The sequence below is a fragment of the Pseudomonas sp. NPDC090592 genome, assembly GCF_044769185.1.
Taxonomy (GTDB): Bacteria; Pseudomonadota; Gammaproteobacteria; order Pseudomonadales; family Pseudomonadaceae; genus Aquipseudomonas.
Window position 1 is genome coordinate 1 of the sequence record NZ_JBIVXJ010000024.1, and the last position, 19,190, is coordinate 19,190.

General features: G+C 62.7%; 14 protein-coding genes, 5 tRNA genes and 1 pseudogene. 12 read left to right on the plus strand and 8 right to left on the minus strand.

The genetic code is table 11. From position 1 onward, the window contains the following. Nucleotides 1–137: 137 nt before the first annotated feature. The gene (locus ACIQUI_RS20105) at nt 138–1,484 is read right to left on the minus strand and encodes a class II 3-deoxy-7-phosphoheptulonate synthase (RefSeq protein WP_004575935.1); all 1,347 of its coding nucleotides are present in this window, start codon (nt 1,482–1,484) and stop codon (nt 138–140) included. Nucleotides 1,485–1,600: 116 nt separating this feature from the next. Between ACIQUI_RS20105 and ACIQUI_RS20110 the strand changes: the two genes are divergently transcribed. Together ACIQUI_RS20110 and ACIQUI_RS20115 are read left to right on the plus strand one after the other, a co-directional pair. Then, nucleotides 1,601–2,356 (plus strand): spermidine synthase, encoded by a 756-nt coding sequence (locus ACIQUI_RS20110; RefSeq protein ID WP_403202002.1) that lies wholly within the window; start codon nt 1,601–1,603, stop codon nt 2,354–2,356. A gap of 396 nt (nt 2,357–2,752) precedes the next feature. Next, nucleotides 2,753–4,469: pseudogene (locus ACIQUI_RS20115) on the plus strand (DEAD/DEAH box helicase). Between the two features lie 152 nt (nt 4,470–4,621). Here the strand turns inward: ACIQUI_RS20115 and ACIQUI_RS20120 are convergent. Beyond that, entirely contained in the window at nt 4,622–5,389 is a 768-nt protein-coding gene (locus ACIQUI_RS20120) for a DODA-type extradiol aromatic ring-opening family dioxygenase (protein WP_403202006.1), read from the minus strand. Nucleotides 5,390–5,499: 110 nt separating this feature from the next. Between ACIQUI_RS20120 and ACIQUI_RS20125 the strand changes: the two genes are divergently transcribed. Then, on the plus strand, nt 5,500–6,150 hold the full coding sequence (locus ACIQUI_RS20125; RefSeq protein WP_403202008.1) for a thiopurine S-methyltransferase: 651 nt from the start codon (nt 5,500–5,502) through the stop codon (nt 6,148–6,150). A 171-nt stretch (nt 6,151–6,321) separates the two neighbouring features. On the opposite strand, the gene htpX is transcribed toward ACIQUI_RS20125, so the two are convergent. Together htpX and ACIQUI_RS20135 are read right to left on the minus strand one after the other, a co-directional pair. Next, nucleotides 6,322–7,209: a protease HtpX gene (gene htpX, locus ACIQUI_RS20130; RefSeq protein WP_016715101.1), complete on the minus strand. Its 888-nt coding sequence runs from the start codon at nt 7,207–7,209 to the stop codon at nt 6,322–6,324. Between the two features lie 292 nt (nt 7,210–7,501). Continuing rightward, nucleotides 7,502–8,713 carry a pyridoxal phosphate-dependent aminotransferase gene (locus tag ACIQUI_RS20135; RefSeq protein ID WP_012313392.1) on the minus strand — a complete coding sequence of 404 codons (1,212 nt, stop codon included), beginning with the start codon at nt 8,711–8,713 and terminating at the stop codon, nt 7,502–7,504. Between the two features lie 167 nt (nt 8,714–8,880). Here ACIQUI_RS20135 and msrB point away from each other — a divergent pair, with 167 nt between their 5' ends. Together msrB and ACIQUI_RS20145 are read left to right on the plus strand one after the other, a co-directional pair. Next, nucleotides 8,881–9,276 carry a peptide-methionine (R)-S-oxide reductase MsrB gene (gene msrB, locus ACIQUI_RS20140; protein WP_016715103.1) on the plus strand — a complete coding sequence of 132 codons (396 nt, stop codon included), beginning with the start codon at nt 8,881–8,883 and terminating at the stop codon, nt 9,274–9,276. 13 nt (nt 9,277–9,289) lie between these two features. Continuing rightward, nucleotides 9,290–9,778 carry a glutathione peroxidase gene (locus tag ACIQUI_RS20145; RefSeq protein ID WP_403202013.1) on the plus strand — a complete coding sequence of 163 codons (489 nt, stop codon included), beginning with the start codon at nt 9,290–9,292 and terminating at the stop codon, nt 9,776–9,778. Here ACIQUI_RS20145 and ACIQUI_RS20150 read toward each other — a convergent pair. Continuing rightward, the gene (locus ACIQUI_RS20150) at nt 9,768–12,125 is read right to left on the minus strand and encodes a response regulator (RefSeq protein WP_403202016.1); all 2,358 of its coding nucleotides are present in this window, start codon (nt 12,123–12,125) and stop codon (nt 9,768–9,770) included. The two genes, ACIQUI_RS20145 and ACIQUI_RS20150, sit on opposite strands and share 11 nt — an antisense overlap. Before the next feature lie 203 nt (nt 12,126–12,328). Here ACIQUI_RS20150 and ACIQUI_RS20155 point away from each other — a divergent pair, with 203 nt between their 5' ends. Together ACIQUI_RS20155 and ACIQUI_RS20160 are read left to right on the plus strand one after the other, a co-directional pair. Continuing rightward, nucleotides 12,329–13,216 (plus strand): DUF815 domain-containing protein, encoded by an 888-nt coding sequence (locus tag ACIQUI_RS20155; protein ID WP_391135555.1) that lies wholly within the window; start codon nt 12,329–12,331, stop codon nt 13,214–13,216. Then, entirely contained in the window at nt 13,217–13,699 is a 483-nt protein-coding gene (locus tag ACIQUI_RS20160; RefSeq protein ID WP_403202019.1) for a GAF domain-containing protein, read from the plus strand. It abuts the gene before it with no gap. A gap of 111 nt (nt 13,700–13,810) precedes the next feature. Here ACIQUI_RS20160 and ACIQUI_RS20165 read toward each other — a convergent pair whose 3' ends face one another. After that, entirely contained in the window at nt 13,811–14,578 is a 768-nt protein-coding gene (locus tag ACIQUI_RS20165; protein ID WP_403202022.1) for a hypothetical protein, read from the minus strand. A 266-nt stretch (nt 14,579–14,844) separates the two neighbouring features. On the opposite strand from ACIQUI_RS20165, the gene ACIQUI_RS20170 reads away from it, so the two are divergent. The 5 genes from ACIQUI_RS20170 (at nt 14,845) to ACIQUI_RS20190 (ending at nt 15,408) form a co-directional block, all read left to right on the plus strand. Next, nucleotides 14,845–14,920: transfer RNA gene (locus ACIQUI_RS20170), tRNA-Glu, on the plus strand. Nucleotides 14,921–14,924: 4 nt separating this feature from the next. Further along, nucleotides 14,925–15,000 (plus strand) — tRNA-Gly (locus ACIQUI_RS20175). 91 nt (nt 15,001–15,091) lie between these two features. Continuing rightward, nucleotides 15,092–15,167: transfer RNA gene (locus tag ACIQUI_RS20180), tRNA-Glu, on the plus strand. Nucleotides 15,168–15,170: 3 nt separating this feature from the next. Next, nucleotides 15,171–15,246, plus strand: a tRNA-Gly gene (locus ACIQUI_RS20185). A gap of 86 nt (nt 15,247–15,332) precedes the next feature. Beyond that, nucleotides 15,333–15,408, plus strand: a tRNA-Gly gene (locus ACIQUI_RS20190). A 39-nt stretch (nt 15,409–15,447) separates the two neighbouring features. Here the strand turns inward: ACIQUI_RS20190 and ACIQUI_RS20195 are convergent. After that, nucleotides 15,448–16,917, minus strand: a complete 1,470-nt coding sequence (locus ACIQUI_RS20195; protein WP_403202025.1) for a hypothetical protein — start codon at nt 16,915–16,917, stop codon at nt 15,448–15,450. An 81-nt stretch (nt 16,918–16,998) separates the two neighbouring features. Beyond that, nucleotides 16,999–19,173, minus strand: a complete 2,175-nt coding sequence (locus ACIQUI_RS20200) for an autotransporter outer membrane beta-barrel domain-containing protein (RefSeq protein WP_403202028.1) — start codon at nt 19,171–19,173, stop codon at nt 16,999–17,001. Nucleotides 19,174–19,190 lie beyond the last annotated feature (17 nt).

Consider the following 19,190-nt stretch of genomic DNA (forward strand, 5'->3'; position numbering starts at 1 on the left):
GAACAAGGCAGGCGACCATGGCCTGTCAGGTTCGGCACGTTGCAACAAATGTGGGAGCGGGCTTGCCCCGCGAAGCGCCGCGCGGGCGGCGCTCGATCTCACAAGCGCCACAAAGCCCAAGGCATGCACTGCCAGCCTTAACGCCTTACCTGCTTCAAGGTTTCGGCAATCAAAAACGCCAGCTCCAGCGACTGATCGGCATTCATCCGCGGATCACAGTGCGTGTGGTAACGATCTGACAGCGCATCCTCGGTAATCGGCCGTGCACCGCCAATGCATTCGGTAACGTTCTGCCCGGTCATCTCGATATGAATGCCGCCCGCATGGCTGCCTTCGGCCTGGTGCACCTGGAAGAACTGCTTCACCTCATCCAGGATCTGCGCAAAATCCCGGGTCTTGTAGCCACTGCTGGCCTTGATGGTGTTGCCGTGCATCGGGTCCGAGCTCCACAGCACCTTGCGCCCCTCGCGCTCGACGGTGCGGATCAGCCCCGGCAGGTGGTCGCCCACCTTGCTCGCACCCATGCGTACGATCAGGTTCAGGCGCCCGGGGTCGTTGGCCGGGTTCAGCGTGTCGATCAGACGGATCAGCTCTTCGGGGTTCATGCTCGGGCCGACCTTGACCCCGATCGGGTTGTGCACCCCGCGCAGGAACTCCACATGGGCGCCGTCCAGCTGGCGGGTGCGGTCGCCAATCCACAGCATGTGCGCCGAACAGTCGTAGTAGTCGCCGGTCAGGCTGTCCTGGCGCACGAAGGCTTCTTCGTAGTTCAGCAGCAGCGCTTCGTGGGCAGTGAAGAAGCTGGTTTCGCGCAGTTGCGGTGCGCTGTCCAGGCCGCAGGCGCGCATGAACGCCAGGGTTTCGTCGATGCGGTTGGCCAGCTGGTGGTACTTGTCGGCCAGCGCCGAGTTGGCGATGAAGTCCAGGTTCCACTTGTGCACCTGGTGCAGGTCGGCAAAACCGCCCTGGGCGAAGGCGCGCAACAGGTTGAGGCTGGCGGTGGCCTGGTGGTAAGCCTGCAGCAGGCGCTCCGGGTCGGGAATGCGGCTTTTGGCGTCAAAACCGATGCCGTTGACGATATCGCCACGGTAGGCGGGCAGGGTGATGTCGCCAATGGTTTCGTCGCCCGAGGAGCGTGGCTTGGCAAATTGCCCGGCCATGCGCCCGACCTTGACCACCGGGCAACCGGCAGCAAAGGTCATGACAATGGCCATTTGCAGCAGCACCTTGAAGGTGTCGCGGATTTTCGCCGCCGAGAACTCGGCAAAGCTCTCGGCGCAGTCGCCACCCTGCAACAGGAAGGCGCGGCCTTCGGTTACCTCGGCAAACTGCCGGCGCAGCTCACGTGCCTCGCCTGCGAACACCAGTGGCGGGTAGCTGGCCAGGGTCTGTTCAACCTTCAGCAGGTGCGCGGCGTCGGGGTAGGTCGGTTGCTGCTGGATCGGCAGGGCGCGCCAGCTGTCAGGGCTCCACGGTTGGTTCATCTCGGGCTCGGTCTTGTAGGTTGTAGGCTTCAGGCCATGGTAACAGTTGGCGCTGTGCTTGTTGCATCCAGGGTGTTGGCGGACAATGCGCGTTTTTGCGCGGGTGGGTGGTGAGCATGACGGCGGAACGGGAAGAGCGGCTGCTGGCGCGAGTGGAGGATGCCTTTGGCGTCATCAGCGTGTATGAAGTAGACGACTACCGCTTTCTGGAATTCGGCGATGCCATCGAGCAAAGCTGTGTGTTCACGGCCGATCCCAGCTGGCTGGAATACGACTACACCCGTGCCATGCTGGTGGGCGCGCTGTGCCATGAGCAGCCGGAGAGCGCGCTGTTTCTTGGCCTGGGTGCCGGCACGCTGACCCAGGCCTGCATGAAGTTCCTGCCGCTGGAAGACATCGAGGCCATCGAACTGCGCCCGGATGTACCGCGCCTGGCCATGGAACACCTTGGGCTGGATGACGACCCACGGTTGTACGTGCGCATTGGTGATGCCATCGAGTTGCTGCCCACGGCAGAGAAGGCCGACCTGCTGTTCGTCGACCTGTACACCGACCACGGCCCGGGCGTGGGGCACCTGGCGTGGAATTTCCTTGAAAAATGCCAGCAACAGCTGAACCCGGGTGGTTGGCTGGTGATCAACCAGTGGGCCACCGATGATGGCAAGCCGCTGGGTGCGGCGTTGCTGCGCGGGCTGTACCACCGGCATTACTGGGAGCTGCCGGTGAAGGAGGGCAACGTGATCCTGCTGGTGCCGGCGGACCTTGAGCAAACGCTGGACCTGGAAGGGCTGCGCGCCCGGGCCGAGGCGCTGGCGCCGCGGTTGGGTTACAGCCTGGAAGGGTTGATCCGCGAGATCCGGCCGGCTACCTGAAGACCGCGGCGCCTGCTTCGCGGGCGCGCCCGCTCCCACAGGATATTCGCCGCCCTTGAGTTCGGTGGTATCCCTGTGGGAGCGGGCGTGCCCGCGAAGCAGGCGGTGCGGTTTCGCAGGCAGGAATCGTTTCAGCCGCTCTTTACTGATGGCCCGATACTGGCCCTGCACCCTGAAAATATTCCTCACGTCCCCGTACGATTTCGGGTATAGTACGCGCCGGTCTTTTAGCGGACCTCAAAATCAGGTGGTGCAAATCCTCCGAGTCCAGCTTCGGCTGCACGTCCGCTAGGCGGACCTTCCCAAGTATTCTTTTTCAATCGTTTTCGCAAATCCCCGCCGCCAAAGCTGCCTGGGTGACCTGACGGTCTTTCAAGGCATGTGCAGCTTTGGAGCATGGGTCTTTGCGGATGCACCTAGAGGCAGACCCATGACCCAGGAAACCGGCGGCTTCGCCGCTCTCGATCTTAATCCGAATATTGTTGCTGCCGTTCTGGCTACCGGCTACGAAGAGCCGTCCGCCATTCAGCAACAATCGATCCCGATCATCCTCGCCGGTCATGACATGATCGGCCAGGCGCAGACGGGCACCGGCAAGACCGCTGCCTTCGCCCTGCCGATCCTCAACAAGATCGATGTGAGCAAGCGCGAACCGCAAGCCCTGATCCTGGCGCCAACACGCGAGTTGGCGCTGCAAGTTGCTACCGCTTTCGAAACCTACGCCAAGCAGATGCCGGGCGTGAACGTGGTTGCCGTATACGGTGGCGCCCCGATGGGCCCACAGCTGCGTGCAATCCGCAATGGCGCGCAAATCGTCGTGGCCACCCCGGGCCGCCTGTGCGACCACCTGCGTCGTGACGAAAAAGTCCTGTCGACCGTGCAGTACCTGGTACTGGACGAAGCCGACGAGATGCTGAAGCTGGGCTTCATGGACGACCTCGAAGTGATCTTCGATGCCATCCCGGCTACCCGTCAGACCGTACTGTTCTCCGCTACCCTGCCGTCGTCGATCCGTTCGATCGCCGAACGTCACCTGCGTGAGCCCAAGCACGTCAAGATCCAGAGCAAGACCCAGACCGTTACCGCGATCGAGCAGGCCCACCTGATGGTCCACGCCGACCAGAAGATCCCGGCTGTGCTGCGTCTGCTGGAAGTGGAAGAGTTCGACGCGCTGATCGCCTTCGTGCGCACCAAGCAAGCCACCCTGGACCTGGCCGCCGCGCTGGAAGCCAAAGGCTACAAGGCTGCCGCACTGAACGGTGACATCGCCCAGAACCAGCGTGAGCGTGTGATCGACTCGCTCAAGGATGGCCGCCTGGACATCGTGGTTGCCACCGACGTTGCTGCCCGTGGCCTGGACGTGCCGCGCATCACTCACGTGTTCAACGTTGACATGCCGTACGACCCGGAGTCCTACGTGCACCGTATCGGCCGTACCGGCCGTGCCGGTCGCGAAGGCCGTGCGCTGCTGCTGGTTACCCCGCGTGAGCGCCGCATGCTGCAGGTGATCGAGCGTGTTACCGGTCAAAAGGTAGCCGAAGCCCGCCTGCCGAATGCCCAGGCCGTGCTGGATGCCCGCATCAAGAAGCTGACTTCGAGCCTGGCGCCACTGGTAGCCGAAGCCGAAGCCACCCACGGCGACCTGTTCGACCGCCTGACTGCCGACCTGGGTTGCAGCGCGCGTGCCCTGGCCGCTGCCCTGTTGCGCAAGGCCACCAATGGCCAGGCGCTGGACCTGGCGGCGGTAGAGCGTGAGCAGCCGCTGGTGCCGGGCGTTGGTGCCCCGCGTGGCGAGCGTACCGAGCGTGGTGAGCGCAGCGAGCGCCCTGACCGTGGTGACCGCGAGCGCCGTGCGCCGATGCCGTTGGCCGAAGGCCGCGTGCGTTGCCGTACCGCCCTGGGTGCCCGTGACGGTATCGCTGCCAAGAACCTGCTGGGCGCGATCCTCAACGAAGGCGGCCTGGCCCGTGACGCCATCGGCCGTATCCAGGTGCGCGACAGCTTCAGCCTGGTCGAGCTGCCGGAAGACGGCCTGGAGAAGCTGCTGTCCAAGCTCAAGGACACCCGCGTGGCTGGCAAGCAGCTGAAGCTGCGTCGCTACCGCGAGGATTGATCCTGGCGCAATAAAAAAATCCCCGGCCTTGGCTGGGGATTTTTTTTGCCTGTACCGGCCCTTTCGCGGGCTTGCCCGCTCCCACAGGTACCCCACAGGTTTCAATGCCTGTGCAGGACCTGTGGGAGCGGGCAAGCCCGCGAAGGGGCCCTTCAGTCGAACCGATAAATGTCCATCCCCAGCGCCCCTAAGGTAAAACCTTGGTGCACCACCCCAAACTTGCCCCCAGCCCCCAGCGCAAAGAACAGCGGCAGTAAATGCTCATCACTGGGATGGTTACGCACCGCATATGGCGCCTGCTGCCGGTAATCCAGCAACGCCGCCTGATCATCCGCCCGTAGTCGCTCCACCACCCAATCCCTGAACGCCAGCGCCCACGGCTCGATCACCTCCGGCCCGGCATGCCAGTCCAGCTCGCCCAGGTTATGGGTAATACTGCCCGAACCGATCAGCAGCACACCTTCAGCGCGCAACCCCGCCAACGCCTGGCCCACCTTTACCTGCAGCGCCGGCCCCATGTGGCTGGGCAGCGAAACCTGTACCATCGGAATGCTTGCATCCGGATACATCAGCGACAGTGGCACCCAGGCGCCGTGGTCGAACGGGCGCTGAGCGTCCAGTCGGGCTGGCAGCCCGGCAGCCTTCAACAACTCGCTGACCTGGCCTGCCAGGGAAGGCTCACCCGGAGCGGGGTACTGCACCGCGTACAAAGCCGGCGGGAAGCCGTAGAAGTCGTGCCAGGTCTCGGGCTGTGCGCTGGCGGTCACCAGCAGCTCACGGCTCTCCCAGTGCGCCGACACCACCACGATGGCCTTGGGCCGTGGCAGGCTGTTGGCCAGCCCGGTCAACGCTGGCCCGCTGGCACCGGGGTGCAGGGCGAGCATGGGGGAACCATGGGAGATGAACAGGCTGGGCAGCATGGCGAGGTCCTGAAGGTTAAGATGCACTCATCTTCGATCAGAAACTGATCGATATCCATCGCAAGTTTTACGCGTTTTCTATCGGTTTACTCGATAAACAAGGAGCAACCATGGAGCCAGCGTTCTGGCACAAACGGTGGGCCGACAACCAGATCGGCTTTCATCAGGGGCAGGTCAACCCGTACTTGCAAGCGCACTGGCCAACGTTGGCGCTGGCGCCTGGCGGTCGCGTGCTGGTGCCGTTGTGTGGCAAAAGCCTGGACTTGGCCTGGCTGGCGGGGCAGGGGTATCGCGTGCTGGGTGTGGAGCTGTCGCGGCGGGCGGTGGAGGGTTTCTTCCGCGAGCATGGGCTTGAACCCGAGGTGCGTGAGCAAGGCGCGTTCGAGGTCTGGCGTCATGGTGACGTGGAATTGTGGTGTGGCGACTTCTTTGCGCTGCGGGCGGAGGATGTCGGGGACTGCGTGGGGCTGTATGACCGTGCGGCGCTGATTGCGCTTCCTGCGCCGATGCGTGCGGGGTACATGCAGCTGTTGTCAGCTTTGCTGCCTGCGAGGTGCAGGGGGCTGCTGGTGACGCTGGATTATGACCAGTCGCTGCTGGATGGGCCGCCGTTTTCGGTGGGGGATGAAGAGGTGCGGCAGGGGTTGGCGGGTTGGCAGCTGGATGAGCTGGAGGCAGTGGAGATGATCCAGGACAGCCCCAAGTTCTTGCAGGCAGGGGCCTCCAGCCTGTTGGAGCGGGTGTACCGGGTCAGCCGGTGATTGATGGGCTGTCTGTACTGGCCCTATCGCCGGCAAGCCGGCTCCCACAGGAGTACCGCAGGCTCAAATACTGTGGAGTGACTGTGGGAGCTGGCTTGCCGGCGATAGGGCCGGTGAAGGCATGCACAAAAAAGGGCGACCGAAGCCGCCCATTCTGCATTGCCCAGTGGATCAACCGCGGCGGCGCAGGGCCTCGATACGGTCTTCCAGCGGCGGGTGGCTCATCAGCAGCCCGGCCAGGCCGTGCTTCAGGCCACCATTGATGCCGAAGGCTTTCATGGTGTCAGGCATGTGCACCGGCAGGCCTTGCTCCACGCGCAGGCGTTGCAGCGCACCGATCATCGCCGCAGTACCGGCCAGTTGCGCACCGGCTTCGTCGGCGCGGTATTCGCGGCGGCGCGAGAACCACATCACGATCATGCTGGCCAGAATGCCCAGGATCAGCTCGGCAACGATGGTCGCCACGTAGTAGGCAATGCCCTGGCCTTCTTCGTTCTTGAAGATGACCTTGTCGACGAAGTTGCCGATGATGCGCGCAAAGAACATCACAAAGGTGTTCACCACGCCCTGCACCAGCGCCAGGGTGACCATGTCGCCGTTGGCCACGTGGCCGATTTCGTGGGCCAGCACCGCACGCACTTCATCGGGTGAGAAGCGCTCCAGCAGGCCCTGGGATACCGCTACCAGCGCGTCGTTACGGTTCCAGCCGGTGGCGAAGGCGTTGGCCTCGTAAGCCGGGAAGATACCCACCTCGGGCATTTTGATACCGGCTTCGCGGGACAGCTCCTCGACCGTTTGCAACAGCCACTGCTCGTGGCGGGTGCGTGGCTGGCTGATGATCTGGGTGCCGGTGCTCATCTTCGCCATCCACTTGGAGATGAACAGCGAGACCAGGGAGCCGGCAAAGCCGAACACGGCGCAGAACACCAGCAGGCTGCTGAGGTTCAGGTCGACCCCGTTGGCGGCCATGAACCCGTTGAAACCGAACAGGCTCAGGGTAATGCTTGCAACCAGCACCACCGCAAGGTTGGTGGCCACAAACAACAGAATGCGCATCATGGTTGTTACGTTCTCCTGACGGATGAATTGTCGCTTACTGCGGGGTATATAAGGGGCCTGTCGCGTCGATTCAATCGGGCGACTATTTCAAACTGTGTACGGCGGAGTATGGCAGAGGATGGCGCGGGGGCTGTGGGATAGAGCGTTGCAGGATGTAAGAAACATGCCGTGAGATTGCAGGGGGCTGCTGTGCAGCCCATTCGCGGGCATGCCCGCTCCCACAGGATTAGCACAGGTTTCAAGCCTTGTGCTGTACCTGTGGGAGCGGGCTTGCCCGCGAAGAGGCCGGTACTTACTGCGAATAAGTCCGCAGGAAATTCCCGATCCGGCCAATTGCCGCTTCCAGGTCATCCACCCGCGGCAAGGTCACCACGCGGAAGTGGTCCGGCCATGGCCAGTTGAACGCCGTACCCTGAACAATCAGCAGCTTCTCCGACAGCAACAGGTCAAGCGCGAACTTCTCGTCGTTGAGGATCGGGCACACCTTCGGGTCGATGCGCGGGAACGCATACAACGCACCCATCGGCTTCACGCAGCTAACGCCCGGGATGTCGTTGAGCAGTTCATAGGTGCGGTTGCGCTGCTCCAGCAGGCGGCCTGGTGGCAGCACCAGGTCGTTGATGCTCTGGTAGCCGCCCAGCGCAGTCTGGATGGCGTGCTGGGCAGGCACGTTGGCGCACAGGCGCATGTTTGCCAGCATGTCGATGCCTTCGATGTAGCTCTGGGCATGGTGCTTGGGCCCGGAGATGATCAGCCAGCCGGAACGGAAGCCCGCCACCCGGTACGACTTGGACAGGCCGTTGAAGGTCAGGCACAGAAGGTCGGGCGCCAGCGAGGCGGTGCTGATGTGCACGGCTTCGTCGTACAGGATCTTGTCGTAGATCTCGTCGGAGAACACCACCAGGTTGTGCTGGCGGGCCAGTTCCAGCATGCCCAGCAGCAGCTCCTTGGAGTACACCGCGCCGGTCGGGTTGTTCGGGTTGATGATCACCAGGGCCTTGGTGTTCGGGGTGATCTTGGCCTTGATGTCTTCAAGGTCGGGGAACCAGTCGGCCTGCTCGTCGCACAGGTAGTGCACCGGCTTGCCGCCGGCCAGGCTCACGGCGGCGGTCCACAGCGGGTAGTCGGGCGCCGGGATCAGCACTTCGTCGCCGTTGTTCAGCAGCGCCTGCATCGACATCACGATCAGCTCGGACACGCCATTACCGAGGTAGATGTCCTCGATGGTGACGCCTTCGATCTCCTTTTGCTGGCAGTACTGCATCACCGCCTTGCGGGCGCTGAACAGGCCTTTGGAGTCGCTGTAGCCCTGCGCGGTGGGCAAGTTGCGGATCACATCCTGGAGGATTTCATCGGGCGCCTCGAAGCCAAACGGCGCCGGGTTGCCGATGTTCAGCTTGAGGATGCGGTGGCCTTCCTCTTCCAGGCGCTTGGCGTGCTTGAGCACTGGGCCGCGAATGTCGTAGCAGACATTGGCGAGCTTGTTCGATTTGCTGAACTGCATGATGGGATCCCGATTGAGAAAACGCGCAACGCCCCGCCGAAAGGTTTGAAAGGGCAGGAAGCGGGTGACAGACTGAACGCCTGGCACACGAAGCCAACTAATATACGTGCCACCTGCGCCCCGGAAAAGACGGTACGGGGTGAAATTAAGCCTGCCGAGGTTCCTGCATGAAAAAGATCGAAAAAACCCTGGATGAATGGCGCTCGATGCTCGACCCCGAGCAATATCAGGTATGCCGCCTCAAGGGCACCGAGCGGCCATTCAGCGGCAAGTACAACAGCGAGCGTCGCGATGGCATCTACCATTGCATCTGCTGTGGCCTGGCGTTGTTCGATGCGCAAACCAAGTTCGATTCCGGCTGTGGCTGGCCGAGCTTCTACGCGCCGATCGAGGACAGTGCGATGATCGAGATCCGTGACACCTCCCACGGCATGATCCGCACCGAAGTCACCTGCGCGCGTTGCGATGCGCACCTGGGCCATGTGTTCCCTGACGGTCCGCCACCGACCGGCCTGCGTTACTGCATCAACTCGGTGTGCATCGACCTGCGCCCACGCGACTGACCGGAGCCCGACCATGGCTGCAACGATGCTGGATATCCCCTGCGTGACCCTGGGCGGCGAGCACAAGAAGCTTGGCGACTTCCCGGGCAAGGCGTTGCTGGTGGTCAATACCGCCAGCCAGTGCGGCTTTACCCCCCAGTACAAGGGCCTGGAGCAACTCTGGCAGGCTTACCGCGAGCGTGGCCTGGTGGTGCTGGGCTTTCCCTGCAACCAGTTCGGCAAGCAGGAGCCGGGCGATGCGCGGGATATTGCGCAGTTCTGCGAGCGCAACTTTGGCGTGAGCTTCCCGCTGTTTCGCAAGGTCGAGGTCAACGGGCCGGGCGCTCACCCACTGTTTGTCGAGCTCAAGCAGCGCGCACCGGGCATTCTGGGCAGCCAGAAGATCAAGTGGAATTTCACCAAGTTCCTGGTCGACCCGGCCAATGGCCAGGTCAAACGTTACGCCCCCAGTACCAAACCGCAGGCCCTGGCAGCAGACATCGAGCGCCTGCTCAGCCGTTGACCGGCACCCAGTGGTCGACCAGCGCCAGTAGCTCTTCGCGGCGGAACGGCTTGGCCAGGTAGTCGTTCATGCCCGCCGCCCGGCAGCGCTCACGCTCCTCGGGCATGGCATTGGCGGTGAGGGCGACAATCGGCAGGTCGGGCCAGCGGCCGCTCTGGCGGATGCGCCGGCTGGCCTCGTAGCCGTCCATCACCGGCATGTTGCAGTCCATCAGCACCAGGTCGAATTCATCCTGTTGCAGCAGCTCCAGGGCCTCGGCGCCCTGGGTGGCCAGTTGCACCTGGCAGCCGAGCTTGGCCAGCATGCCCTTGGCTACCAGCTGGTTCACCGGGTTGTCTTCCACCAGCAGTATTCGCGCACGGCCTGCCTCCAGGGTAATGGCCGGGTTGGCCAGCGGGTGTTCGGGCTCGTGCCCTTGCAAGGTGCGGCGCAGGGTCTGGTACAGGGCGTTGCGTGCCAGCGGCCGGGCCAGCTGATGGAGCGGGGCGAGGGCCATCGACTGTTCGCTGGGTAGGAAATTACCGTAGGCGGTCACCAGCAGGATCGGTGTTTTCAGCGCCGGGCGCAGCTGGAACAGGTGGTCCACGTCGTCGGTGATCAGCAGGTCCATTGCGCTGGCGTCCAGTGTTGCGCTCCTGTCATGCCGCTGGTACGCCAGGCCCCAGGCGGGCAACAGGCCTTGCAACAGTTCGTTGAGCCCACTGCCGGCTGGGCTCAGGGCTGCCACGCGCCCGTGCAATGGCAGCGGCGCAATGGCTTCGGTGTGCACGGCCAATGGCAGCTCGGCACTGAAGCAGCTGCCAAAGCCCGCCTCCGAGCGGATGTGCAGGTGGCCCTGCATGGCTTTGCACAGGTTGCGCGTCAGCGCCAGGCCCAGGCCGGTGCCGCCGTACTGGCGGGTGATGCCGGCACCGGCCTGGGTGAAGGGTTGAAAAATTCGCGCCTGGGCTTCTTCGGGGATGCCGATACCGGTGTCGCGCACTTCCAGGCGCACGCCGCCGACGATGGTGACCAGGCGTACATCGACGCGGCCGAAGCGGGTGAACTTCAGCGCGTTGGACAGCAGGTTGCTGACGATCTGCCGCACGCGCGTGGGGTCACCGAGCACGGCGCTGGGGAAGTCGCGGGCAATCAGGCAGGTCAGTTCCACGCTTTGCGCGGTGTTCTGCGACAGCAGGTTGGCGGTGTCTTCCACCATCGAGCCCATGTCGAACGGGATGCGCTCCAGCTCCAGCTGGCCGGCGTCGAACTTGGACAGGTCGAGGATATCGTTCAGCAGTTCCACCAGTACCTTGCCCGAGTCATGGGCAATCGCCAGCTGCTGGCGCTGCTCGCTGGGCAGCGGGCTGTCCAGCGCCAGGGCGATCATGCCCAGCATGCCGTTGAGCGGGGTACGGATTTCGTGGCTCATGTTGGCCAGGAAGGCGGCGCGCGCCTGGGCCATGTCCAGTGCACGGCGGCGGGCCTCTTCCAGCTCCTGGTTGGACAGGCTCAGGCTGCTGTTGCTGGCTTTCAGTTCGTTGGTGCGTGCCGAGACGATGTCTTCCAGTTCGTTCAGGTACTGGGTAAGGCGGTTTTCCGCCGTGCGCCGTTGCTCGATTTCGGTGGCCATGCTGACGAACTGCTGGTTGGCGACCTTCACCAGCACGCCGATTTCGTCGTGTTCGTGGCCGTGCGGGCAGTCCAGGCGGGTTTGCCGGGGTTTGCGCGGGTCGCTGGCGCTGAGTGCGCCGATCACGGTTACCAGCGGCTTGGTCAGCATCATGTAGAACAGCGCCAGCAGGATGCCGGTCAGCACCAGGCTGCGCGCAAAGCCGTTGAGCAGGGTGATGCCGGCACGGTCCAGGAAACGGCTGCCGAAGGCGTAGGTGTCGACGTCCAGGTACAGGGTGCCGAGGTATTCCTCGGGCATGTGGGTCAGGTACAGGCGTTCCTTGAGCTGGCGCTGCTCGCCGAACAGGAAGTCGCTGAGCGGGCGGTAGCGGTCTTGCTGGCGTGGGCGCTCGACATCGGCCAGCACCGTTTCGTTGTTGTCGATCAGCCGTGCGCGGATGATGGCCGGCGATTGCAGCAGGCCGCGGGTGAGCTCCAGTGCCAGTTCCGAGTCGATGTTGTAGGCGATGCGCGAGGCCGGATTGTGGCTGATTTGCAGCAACGCGTGCACTTCGCGGTTGATGGACGCGTCTTCGCTGGCATAATCGATGCCGATCTGGATGAGACTGAGCAATGTTCCCAGGATGAAGCCGACCAGGACTGTCAACCGGGCTTGCTTGTATGACAGGCGATTGGTGAACTTGATATCCATGAGTCCCGAGCCGGTTTCCCGTTCCTTGCGCTGCGCAAGCATAGCCGATCAACCCCGGCTACTGGTGGGTCTGTCTGTTCATTTCAGTTGATCGCCAAGCGGGGGCCGCTTTGCGCCCCTTCGCGGGCATGCCCGCTCCCACAGGTACAGCGTAGCCCCAGGCTGAACGCACTCCCTGTGGGAGCGGGCGCGCCCGCGAAGGGGCGCGCAGCGGCCCCAAAAAACTGAAATTCTTAGGAGTCGTCATGGACGCTCGCTTGATTGCTTTCCTGGACCGCGCCGAATCGGTACTGGCGCGTCTCGAACCCTTGCTGCCAGCCCAACGCCCGAACATCGACTGGGGCACCACCCTGGCTGCCCGCTGGCAGCGCGATGGCCGCAGCGGCTACCTGCTGCCACTGGAAGTCAGCCTGGACATCCGCCTGACCGACCTGATCGGCGTCGACAAACAGCGTGACCAGCTGGGCCGCAATACCCACCAGTTCATCAACGGCCTGCCGGCCAACCACGCGCTGCTGTGGGGCTCTCGGGGCACTGGCAAGTCGTCGCTGGTGCGTGCCCTGCTGGCCGAGCACGCCGGTGCCGGCCTGCGCCTGATCGAAATCGAACGCGACCACCTGGCCGACCTGCCGCGCGTGGTCGAGCAACTGCAAAAGCTGCCGCAACGCTTCATCCTGTTCTGCGACGACCTGTCGTTCGAAGCCGGGGAGGGCGACTACCGGGTGCTCAAGAGCGTGCTGGACGGTTCGCTGGAGCAGGCGCCGGACAACGTGCTGCTGTACGCCACCTCCAACCGTCGCCACCTGGTGCCAGAGAAAGAAAGCGACAACGAGAACTGGAAACGCGTGGACGGCGAGCTGCACCCTAGCGAAGCGGTGGAAGACAAGATTGCCCTGTCTGACCGCTTTGGCCTGTGGCTGTCGTTCTACCCGTTTACCCAAGACCACTTCCTGAATGTGGTCGAGCACTGGATCGGCCAGCTGGCACGCCCTGCGGGCCTGGCCTGGCAGCGTACCGAAGAGCTCGACATACTCGCCGTGCGCTGGGCCACCGGCCGCGGTAACCGTAATGGCCGTTGTGCCTATCAGTTCGCCCGCTATTGGGTCGGGCTGCAATTGTTGGAGCAAAAGTAAATGATCGACCTCAATGCCAGTGGCGCCGGCCTCGACGGCTACAACCTGCTGGCAGCGCAAGTGCAGGCGCTGTTTGCCGACGAGCGTGACTTCATCGCCAACGCCGCGCAGTTTTCGGCGTTTTTGTTTAACCAGGTGGACGACCTGAACTGGGCGGGGTTTTACCTCAACCGTAGCGAAGAGTTGGTGCTGGGGCCGTTCCAGGGCCAAGTGGCATGCGTGCGCATTCCGTTCGGCAAGGGCGTGTGCGGGGCGGCGGCGGCAACGCGGCAAACCCAGCGGGTGGAGGACGTGCATGCGTTCCCGGGGCACATTGCCTGTGACAGTGCGTCCAACAGCGAGCTGGTGATTCCGCTGGTGAAGGAAGGCCGGCTGATTGGGGTGCTGGACCTGGATAGCCCGAAGATTGGGCGGTTCAGCGAGGCGGACCAGGTGGGGCTGGAGCGGTTGGCGGCGATCTTTCTGGAACTGACTGACTGCTGAGTGTTTTATGGGCTGTGCCGGCCCCTTCGCGGGCACGCCCGCTCCCACAGGGATCGCGCTGTACCTGTGGGAGCGGGCGTGCCCGCGAAGAGGCCGGTACAGGTTAAAGCATCAGTCGTACATCACCTTCTTCTTCCAGGTCTCTTCCTCATCGGTCTTGAGCCCGTCGGTCAACTCGTTGTGCTCGTCCTCGGCCGGGGCCATGCGGTCCATCACCTGGGCGTTGGCCCGGGCCAGCAGCTTCTCCAGATAGGTCAGCTGCTCTTCATACACCTTCGGCTCCGGCTGTTTGCGCAGGTACTGCACGCCCCGTTCGAACGCCAGGCGCGCCTGGCCCGGCTGGTTCTTCTGCAAGGCCTGCTGGCCGAGGTTGTTGAAGAACTCGATATGCAGCAGCACCAGGATGTGGCGGATCTCCTTGATCCAGTGCTTGGCCTCGGTGGCCGGCAGGAAGCCTTCCTGGGCGGCGCGGGTGACCTGGTTGTGCATCGCCTCCAGCAAGAAGCGCACATCCTTGGCCTTGACCTCGGTGTGGATCGGGTTGGGCGGGTTGTTCACCGGTAGCTTGTCGCCCAGGGCAATCAGCCCTTCCAGTTCGGCGATGCGCGCCTTGAGCTCGGCATTGTGCTTGTCCACCGCCAACTGGCGCTGGTTAAGGTTCAGCTCCAGGCGGGTCAGCAACAGTTTAAGGGCCGGGGACATGAACTGGCCGGGGAAGGTCTCGGTGATTTCGCCACAGCGGCGCAGGCGGTCGGCCAGCTCGATCCTGGTCCGGACGCGTTCGATCTTGCCGTTCTCGACCACATTGTTGAGGTAGCCGATCACGATCAGCAACGCGATGCCTGCCACGATAAGCAGGGTGATCAGAAGTGGTGTCACCGTTAATGCCTCATTGAAGAAGAATTACACCCATGAGTGTAGTGAGTTCGCCGGGGGGCGAACAGCGGCACAGGGTTGCTTCTTTCTATATCGACACCGGGGCCCGCATCTGCACCCCAAGCTACCCGGAAGTCATTGATTTAAATAAATTTCTACAAAGGGGTTGACGCATGTCCGAAGCATCCATAGAATGCGCGCCACTTGCAGCGTAAAGCACACAGCGAAACGCGGCAGGGAGTGAAAGCAGGCAGTAATGCCAGCAGCGTGTCCCCTTCGTCTAGTGGCCTAGGACACCGCCCTTTCACGGCGGTAACAGGGGTTCGAGTCCCCTAGGGGACGCCATATTGCGGGAATAGCTCAGTTGGTAGAGCACGACCTTGCCAAGGTCGGGGTCGCGAGTTCGAGTCTCGTTTCCCGCTCCAGTTTCTCCGGCACTGCTTAGCGGCGGGGCAGGAAAAGAAAATCCAGGGTGAATCGTGAGGTTCAGGTCTGGTGCACTGAAAAGTGTTGTGTGTCCCCTTCGTCTAGTGGCCTAGGACACCGCCCTTTCACGGCGGTAACAGGGGTTCGAGTCCCCTAGGGGACGCCAAATGCGGGAATAGCTCAGTTGGTAGAGCACGACCTTGCCAAGGTCGGGGTCGCGAGTTCGAGTCTCGTTTCCCGCTCCAGTTTAAATACTGTGGCGTTCGCACGGTGCAGTGGTGGTGAGGGTCGTAAAGGCGCCTTACGCCGATTAGCGGTAAAGCTTCAAATTGCGGGAATAGCTCAGTTGGTAGAGCACGACCTTGCCAAGGTCGGGGTCGCGAGTTCGAGTCTCGTTTCCCGCTCCAATTTAAAAAACCACTCCTTCTGGAGTGGTTTTTTTTTGCTTAATTGACCAGCTGTGCGCTCACGTGAGGGAAGCGGGTCCAGCTGATCTTGTTGTCTACGCTGAGAAAGGCTTCGACATCAATCCACAAGTTGACAGTGAACACGCCCAGCGCTGCTGGGGTTACTGAACCCACGGTCATGATCCCGGTCTCCGAAGGGACCGCAATTGCATCTACGACCACGAGGGGTTCGTTGCTGCCATCGTTACGTTTGCCGATGATGTGCAATCGGACGAATTGAGAAGTATTCCTGAGGGACCAGCCGGTCAGCGTAAAGGTGGCCTTCTCGCCCATACCGCTCAGGCTCAGCTTGTCACCCTGGATCGCATCACTCTGAGGGTGGGGTAGATTGCGCGGGGCTTGTACGCTGAGTTCGTGAGGTTTGGAGGTGTGAGGTACGCCGCGGCGGGTCACTACGAAGTACAGCACAAGGTCACTGTCCATCCGTGCCGCAACGTTCGCCTTGGGTACGGGGCACTCGATGGCACCAGGTACCACTTCGACGGGCGCTTCATAGGCGCCGTGATCACCCGGGTTTGCCCAGAAAACCCTCACGTTGTCAGTCGGCTCGAAGCGGTTATCCGCTTTGATGACGATGGTTGCGCCATTCAAGGCTCTAGCTGGGTCCAGCGTGCTGCTGCTGCCGGAGTTGCCCGTTTCCTTCAGGTAGGGCGCCGAAAAATCCACGGGTAACGGGGTGGGTTTTGCGTCCAGGCCGGCGGGGAACGAAGGCTGTACTCGCGTGCCCGCATAGTCCTGAACTGTGTAGCGGGCGTAGCGCAGGCCTTCACCCGATTTGCGGATGTGCTCGCCAGGGAAAATGACTTCCAGCGGCTGGTCGATGTCCTTCGCTGCCAAGGTCCTTCTGCCCGCCTCATCCGTCCCGGCGGGAGAGGTGGACCAGTACCATATCAGCTCATCACCTACACCGATGTCTGAATAGGGGGGCACGGTAGCCACAAGCTGTTCACCGTGCGCCACCAGATAGGCGTCGGTGACGCCGCCCTGGATCACTTCGGGGTCGAACACCAGTGTGTTCTCCTCCGGCAGCTCAGGGGGCGTTCTGTCGATGGTGAGGGGAAAGGGCGAGCACCAGGAAACGTTGCCGTTGTAAAGAACCACCTTGTATTTCAGCGTATGCTCACCTTCGTTGAGCAACTTAGGTTGCGGTACCAGGATGAATAATTCGTCCTCAGGCACCGACTCCGTCCATGTCTTGGTCTCAACTTCGTCATCGTCCCAGTACAGCGTCAGGGTTTCCGGATCTGCGGGCGAGGGGTTGGAGTTTTGCCACATCTTGAATCCGACGTGCAACGGCTGCTGTGTGGCGCTGAAGCGCAGTAAATGGGTTACACCACCTTCAAGGTCAGGCAGCAGCGCCTCGATCTCAGGTGGATCGAGCTCTTCGCTTTGCGCTGGGCGCCTGTTGAGCAAGGACCAGAATGAGCGGATCAGGGTAATCAATGGCATGGCTTGGTCTCCTGGCAAGGACAAGCATTGAGTGCCGACTGGAGCCCTGCGTGCGCCACGCGGCGCCCCAGGGCCGGGCAATCACCAGTTGTAACGAACGCCCACGCTCACCCCCCAGGGCTGTTCCAGGCGTTCGCCATTGGCGTAGTCGAATTCGGCATGCGCCTGCCACTGCTGCGACCAGGCTGCGACAACGCCTGCACCCAACTCGGCGCGGGTACCTGCCAGGTCGTTATGGAAGCTGTTGCCATTTACCCGTACCTGGTTGCCGTTGACGAACTCGTGGGCGACGGCTGCGCGCAGGTAGGGCTGAATCATGCGCCCTTCGCCGTAATCGAACGTGCGCCCGGCGGTTGTGCCAAGCTTGCCCTGCAACGAATGGGTGTCGTCGCCGCTGGCGCGCAGGCCATTGTCGAGGTGGTAGGACTGCCCCTTGATGGTCATGGCGGCCAACTGTGCGTAAGGCTCGATAAAGTAGCCCTCGCCCAGTTTCAGGTGCCGACCCGCCTCGACCGACAGGCCGACCCCGTGGTTGCTGTAGTCGCCTTTGGTCTTGGTGCCGTCGCTCAGTTGCACGTCTGCGCGGTTCTGGTAACGGTTGATTTTGGCAACGCCGTCGAAGTAATAGCCACTTTGCGGGTCGAGCCAGGTGGCGTAGGCACCCACATGGAAGCTGTCGACCTTGCCAGAGCTGCCTCCTTGCAGGTCAAGGTCGGAGTTGCTGTAGCCTGCGGTCACGCCGGCCAGCCAGTTGCCGTCGCCGACCGGCAGGCGCCCGTCCGCACCAAAGGACATGCCCTGCTGCTGCTGCTTGTAGCCAAAGCCGGACGCCGAGGCGTTGTACTGGTTGCCGTAGCTGCGTATCCAGCCCCCGGCGGCGCCATCGTTGCGGCGCACTTCACCCATGCGGCTGCGCAAGGTTGTAAGCTCGCCATACCAGACAGTAGGGGCGGTGTTGGCCAGTGCGAGGATGGTCTTGGTGCCATTGCTCAGCGAGCGCATCGAGGCATCCAGGTACCAGTCGTTTCCGCGTTGGACCAGGCCGTAGGCAAAGGTGCCCAAGTCTACCGGCCCGCCGACCAGCGAGAAGTTTGCATCGCCTGCCGCGGTATGCACCATATGCAGTTCGGTATCGGCCAGCGGGTCATTGCCCCTGCTGCTTACCAGGATCTGATGGTCACCGGTGGCGTTACCCGTGACTTCGAGCAGGTCGGTTTTGCCGTCTGCAAAGTCGACGTTCATCACGAAAGTGCCGTTGCCTTCCAGGTTACCCAGCTGCAGGGTGTAGAACTCGCCAGTGTCGCCAAACTGTACCGAGCCGCCATCCATCGACAGGTCCCTGAGCTGGGCGTCGCCGGTCATGGTCCACTGCCCGCCACTGTTCAGGGCCAGGTGGTCGAGGTTTTCCAGGCGGCCTTTGAGGGTGGCCTGGTTGGCCAGGGTCAATCTGCCGCTGCCGCCTTCGGCGACGACGATATCGCCTTCCAGGCTGCTGGCGCTGACGAGTATGTCGGCTGTGCCGGCATCCCCCACATCTACCAGCGTGCCGTTGCCGGCCTTGAGGGTGGAGCCATTCAATACTTCGATCCTGGCACTCGCTGGCGCGTTGCCCGCCGTGCCGACGGCGATGGCGGAACCGCTCTGGCCTTCTACATGGCTGGCGTCCAGTACCACGGTGCCGGTCCGGGCGGGCTGGCCGCTGTCGCCACGCAAGCGAATGCCATCCTGGCCGCCGACGATGCGGCTGCCTGCGCTGGCCTTCAAGTCGCCATCGAACAGGTTGACCCCGGTGCTGTTGGCGTTGCTGCCCAGTACCTGGCTGCCAGATAACGTCAGCAGGCTATTGTTGACCACCGCACCGACGGCACCGCCGCTGATGGTGCTGCCTGGCACATCGACCTGTGAGCCGCCGCCCATGGCCAGGCCCTGAAAGTCGGATGTCACGCGGCTGTTGCTGATAGTGGCCGCGGCGGCGTTGATCCGCAGGCCTGCCGCGTTGCCTGTCGCGGTGACCTGGCTGCCTTCAAGGAGCAATGTCGAGCCTTGCTCCACCCTGATATCGCGGGTAGAGGCGCCGCTGGCCGTCAAGGTAGCGCCATCCATTACCGTGAAATTGTCCAGCGGGGTACTGCCATCGATCGTGGTGTCGGTTTTGATGAGGGTTTGCGCCCAGCTGTCCGGGCTGAGCAGCAGCAAAGGGCCTAAAGCAGCGGCACGCAGTGCCTGGCGTAGGGGCAGGGGGCGGAGTGCTGGCATAGGGATACCTGTATCTT

Excerpts from the sequence above, each read along its gene's own strand:
- ACIQUI_RS20105 (WP_004575935.1), bottom strand. The coding sequence starts at position 1,484 with ATGAACCAACCGTGGAGCCCTGACAGCTGGCGCGCCCTGCCGATCCAG.
- ACIQUI_RS20110 (WP_403202002.1), top strand. The coding sequence starts at position 1,601 with ATGACGGCGGAACGGGAAGAGCGGCTGCTGGCGCGAGTGGAGGATGCC.
- ACIQUI_RS20120 (WP_403202006.1), bottom strand. The coding sequence starts at position 5,389 with ATGCTGCCCAGCCTGTTCATCTCCCATGGTTCCCCCATGCTCGCCCTG.
- ACIQUI_RS20125 (WP_403202008.1), top strand. The coding sequence starts at position 5,500 with ATGGAGCCAGCGTTCTGGCACAAACGGTGGGCCGACAACCAGATCGGC.
- htpX (WP_016715101.1), bottom strand. The coding sequence starts at position 7,209 with ATGATGCGCATTCTGTTGTTTGTGGCCACCAACCTTGCGGTGGTGCTG.
- ACIQUI_RS20135 (WP_012313392.1), bottom strand. The coding sequence starts at position 8,713 with ATGCAGTTCAGCAAATCGAACAAGCTCGCCAATGTCTGCTACGACATT.
- msrB (WP_016715103.1), top strand. The coding sequence starts at position 8,881 with ATGAAAAAGATCGAAAAAACCCTGGATGAATGGCGCTCGATGCTCGAC.
- ACIQUI_RS20145 (WP_403202013.1), top strand. The coding sequence starts at position 9,290 with ATGGCTGCAACGATGCTGGATATCCCCTGCGTGACCCTGGGCGGCGAG.
- ACIQUI_RS20150 (WP_403202016.1), bottom strand. The coding sequence starts at position 12,125 with ATGCTTGCGCAGCGCAAGGAACGGGAAACCGGCTCGGGACTCATGGAT.
- ACIQUI_RS20155 (WP_391135555.1), top strand. The coding sequence starts at position 12,329 with ATGGACGCTCGCTTGATTGCTTTCCTGGACCGCGCCGAATCGGTACTG.
- ACIQUI_RS20160 (WP_403202019.1), top strand. The coding sequence starts at position 13,217 with ATGATCGACCTCAATGCCAGTGGCGCCGGCCTCGACGGCTACAACCTG.
- ACIQUI_RS20195 (WP_403202025.1), bottom strand. The coding sequence starts at position 16,917 with ATGCCATTGATTACCCTGATCCGCTCATTCTGGTCCTTGCTCAACAGG.
- ACIQUI_RS20200 (WP_403202028.1), bottom strand. The coding sequence starts at position 19,173 with ATGCCAGCACTCCGCCCCCTGCCCCTACGCCAGGCACTGCGTGCCGCT.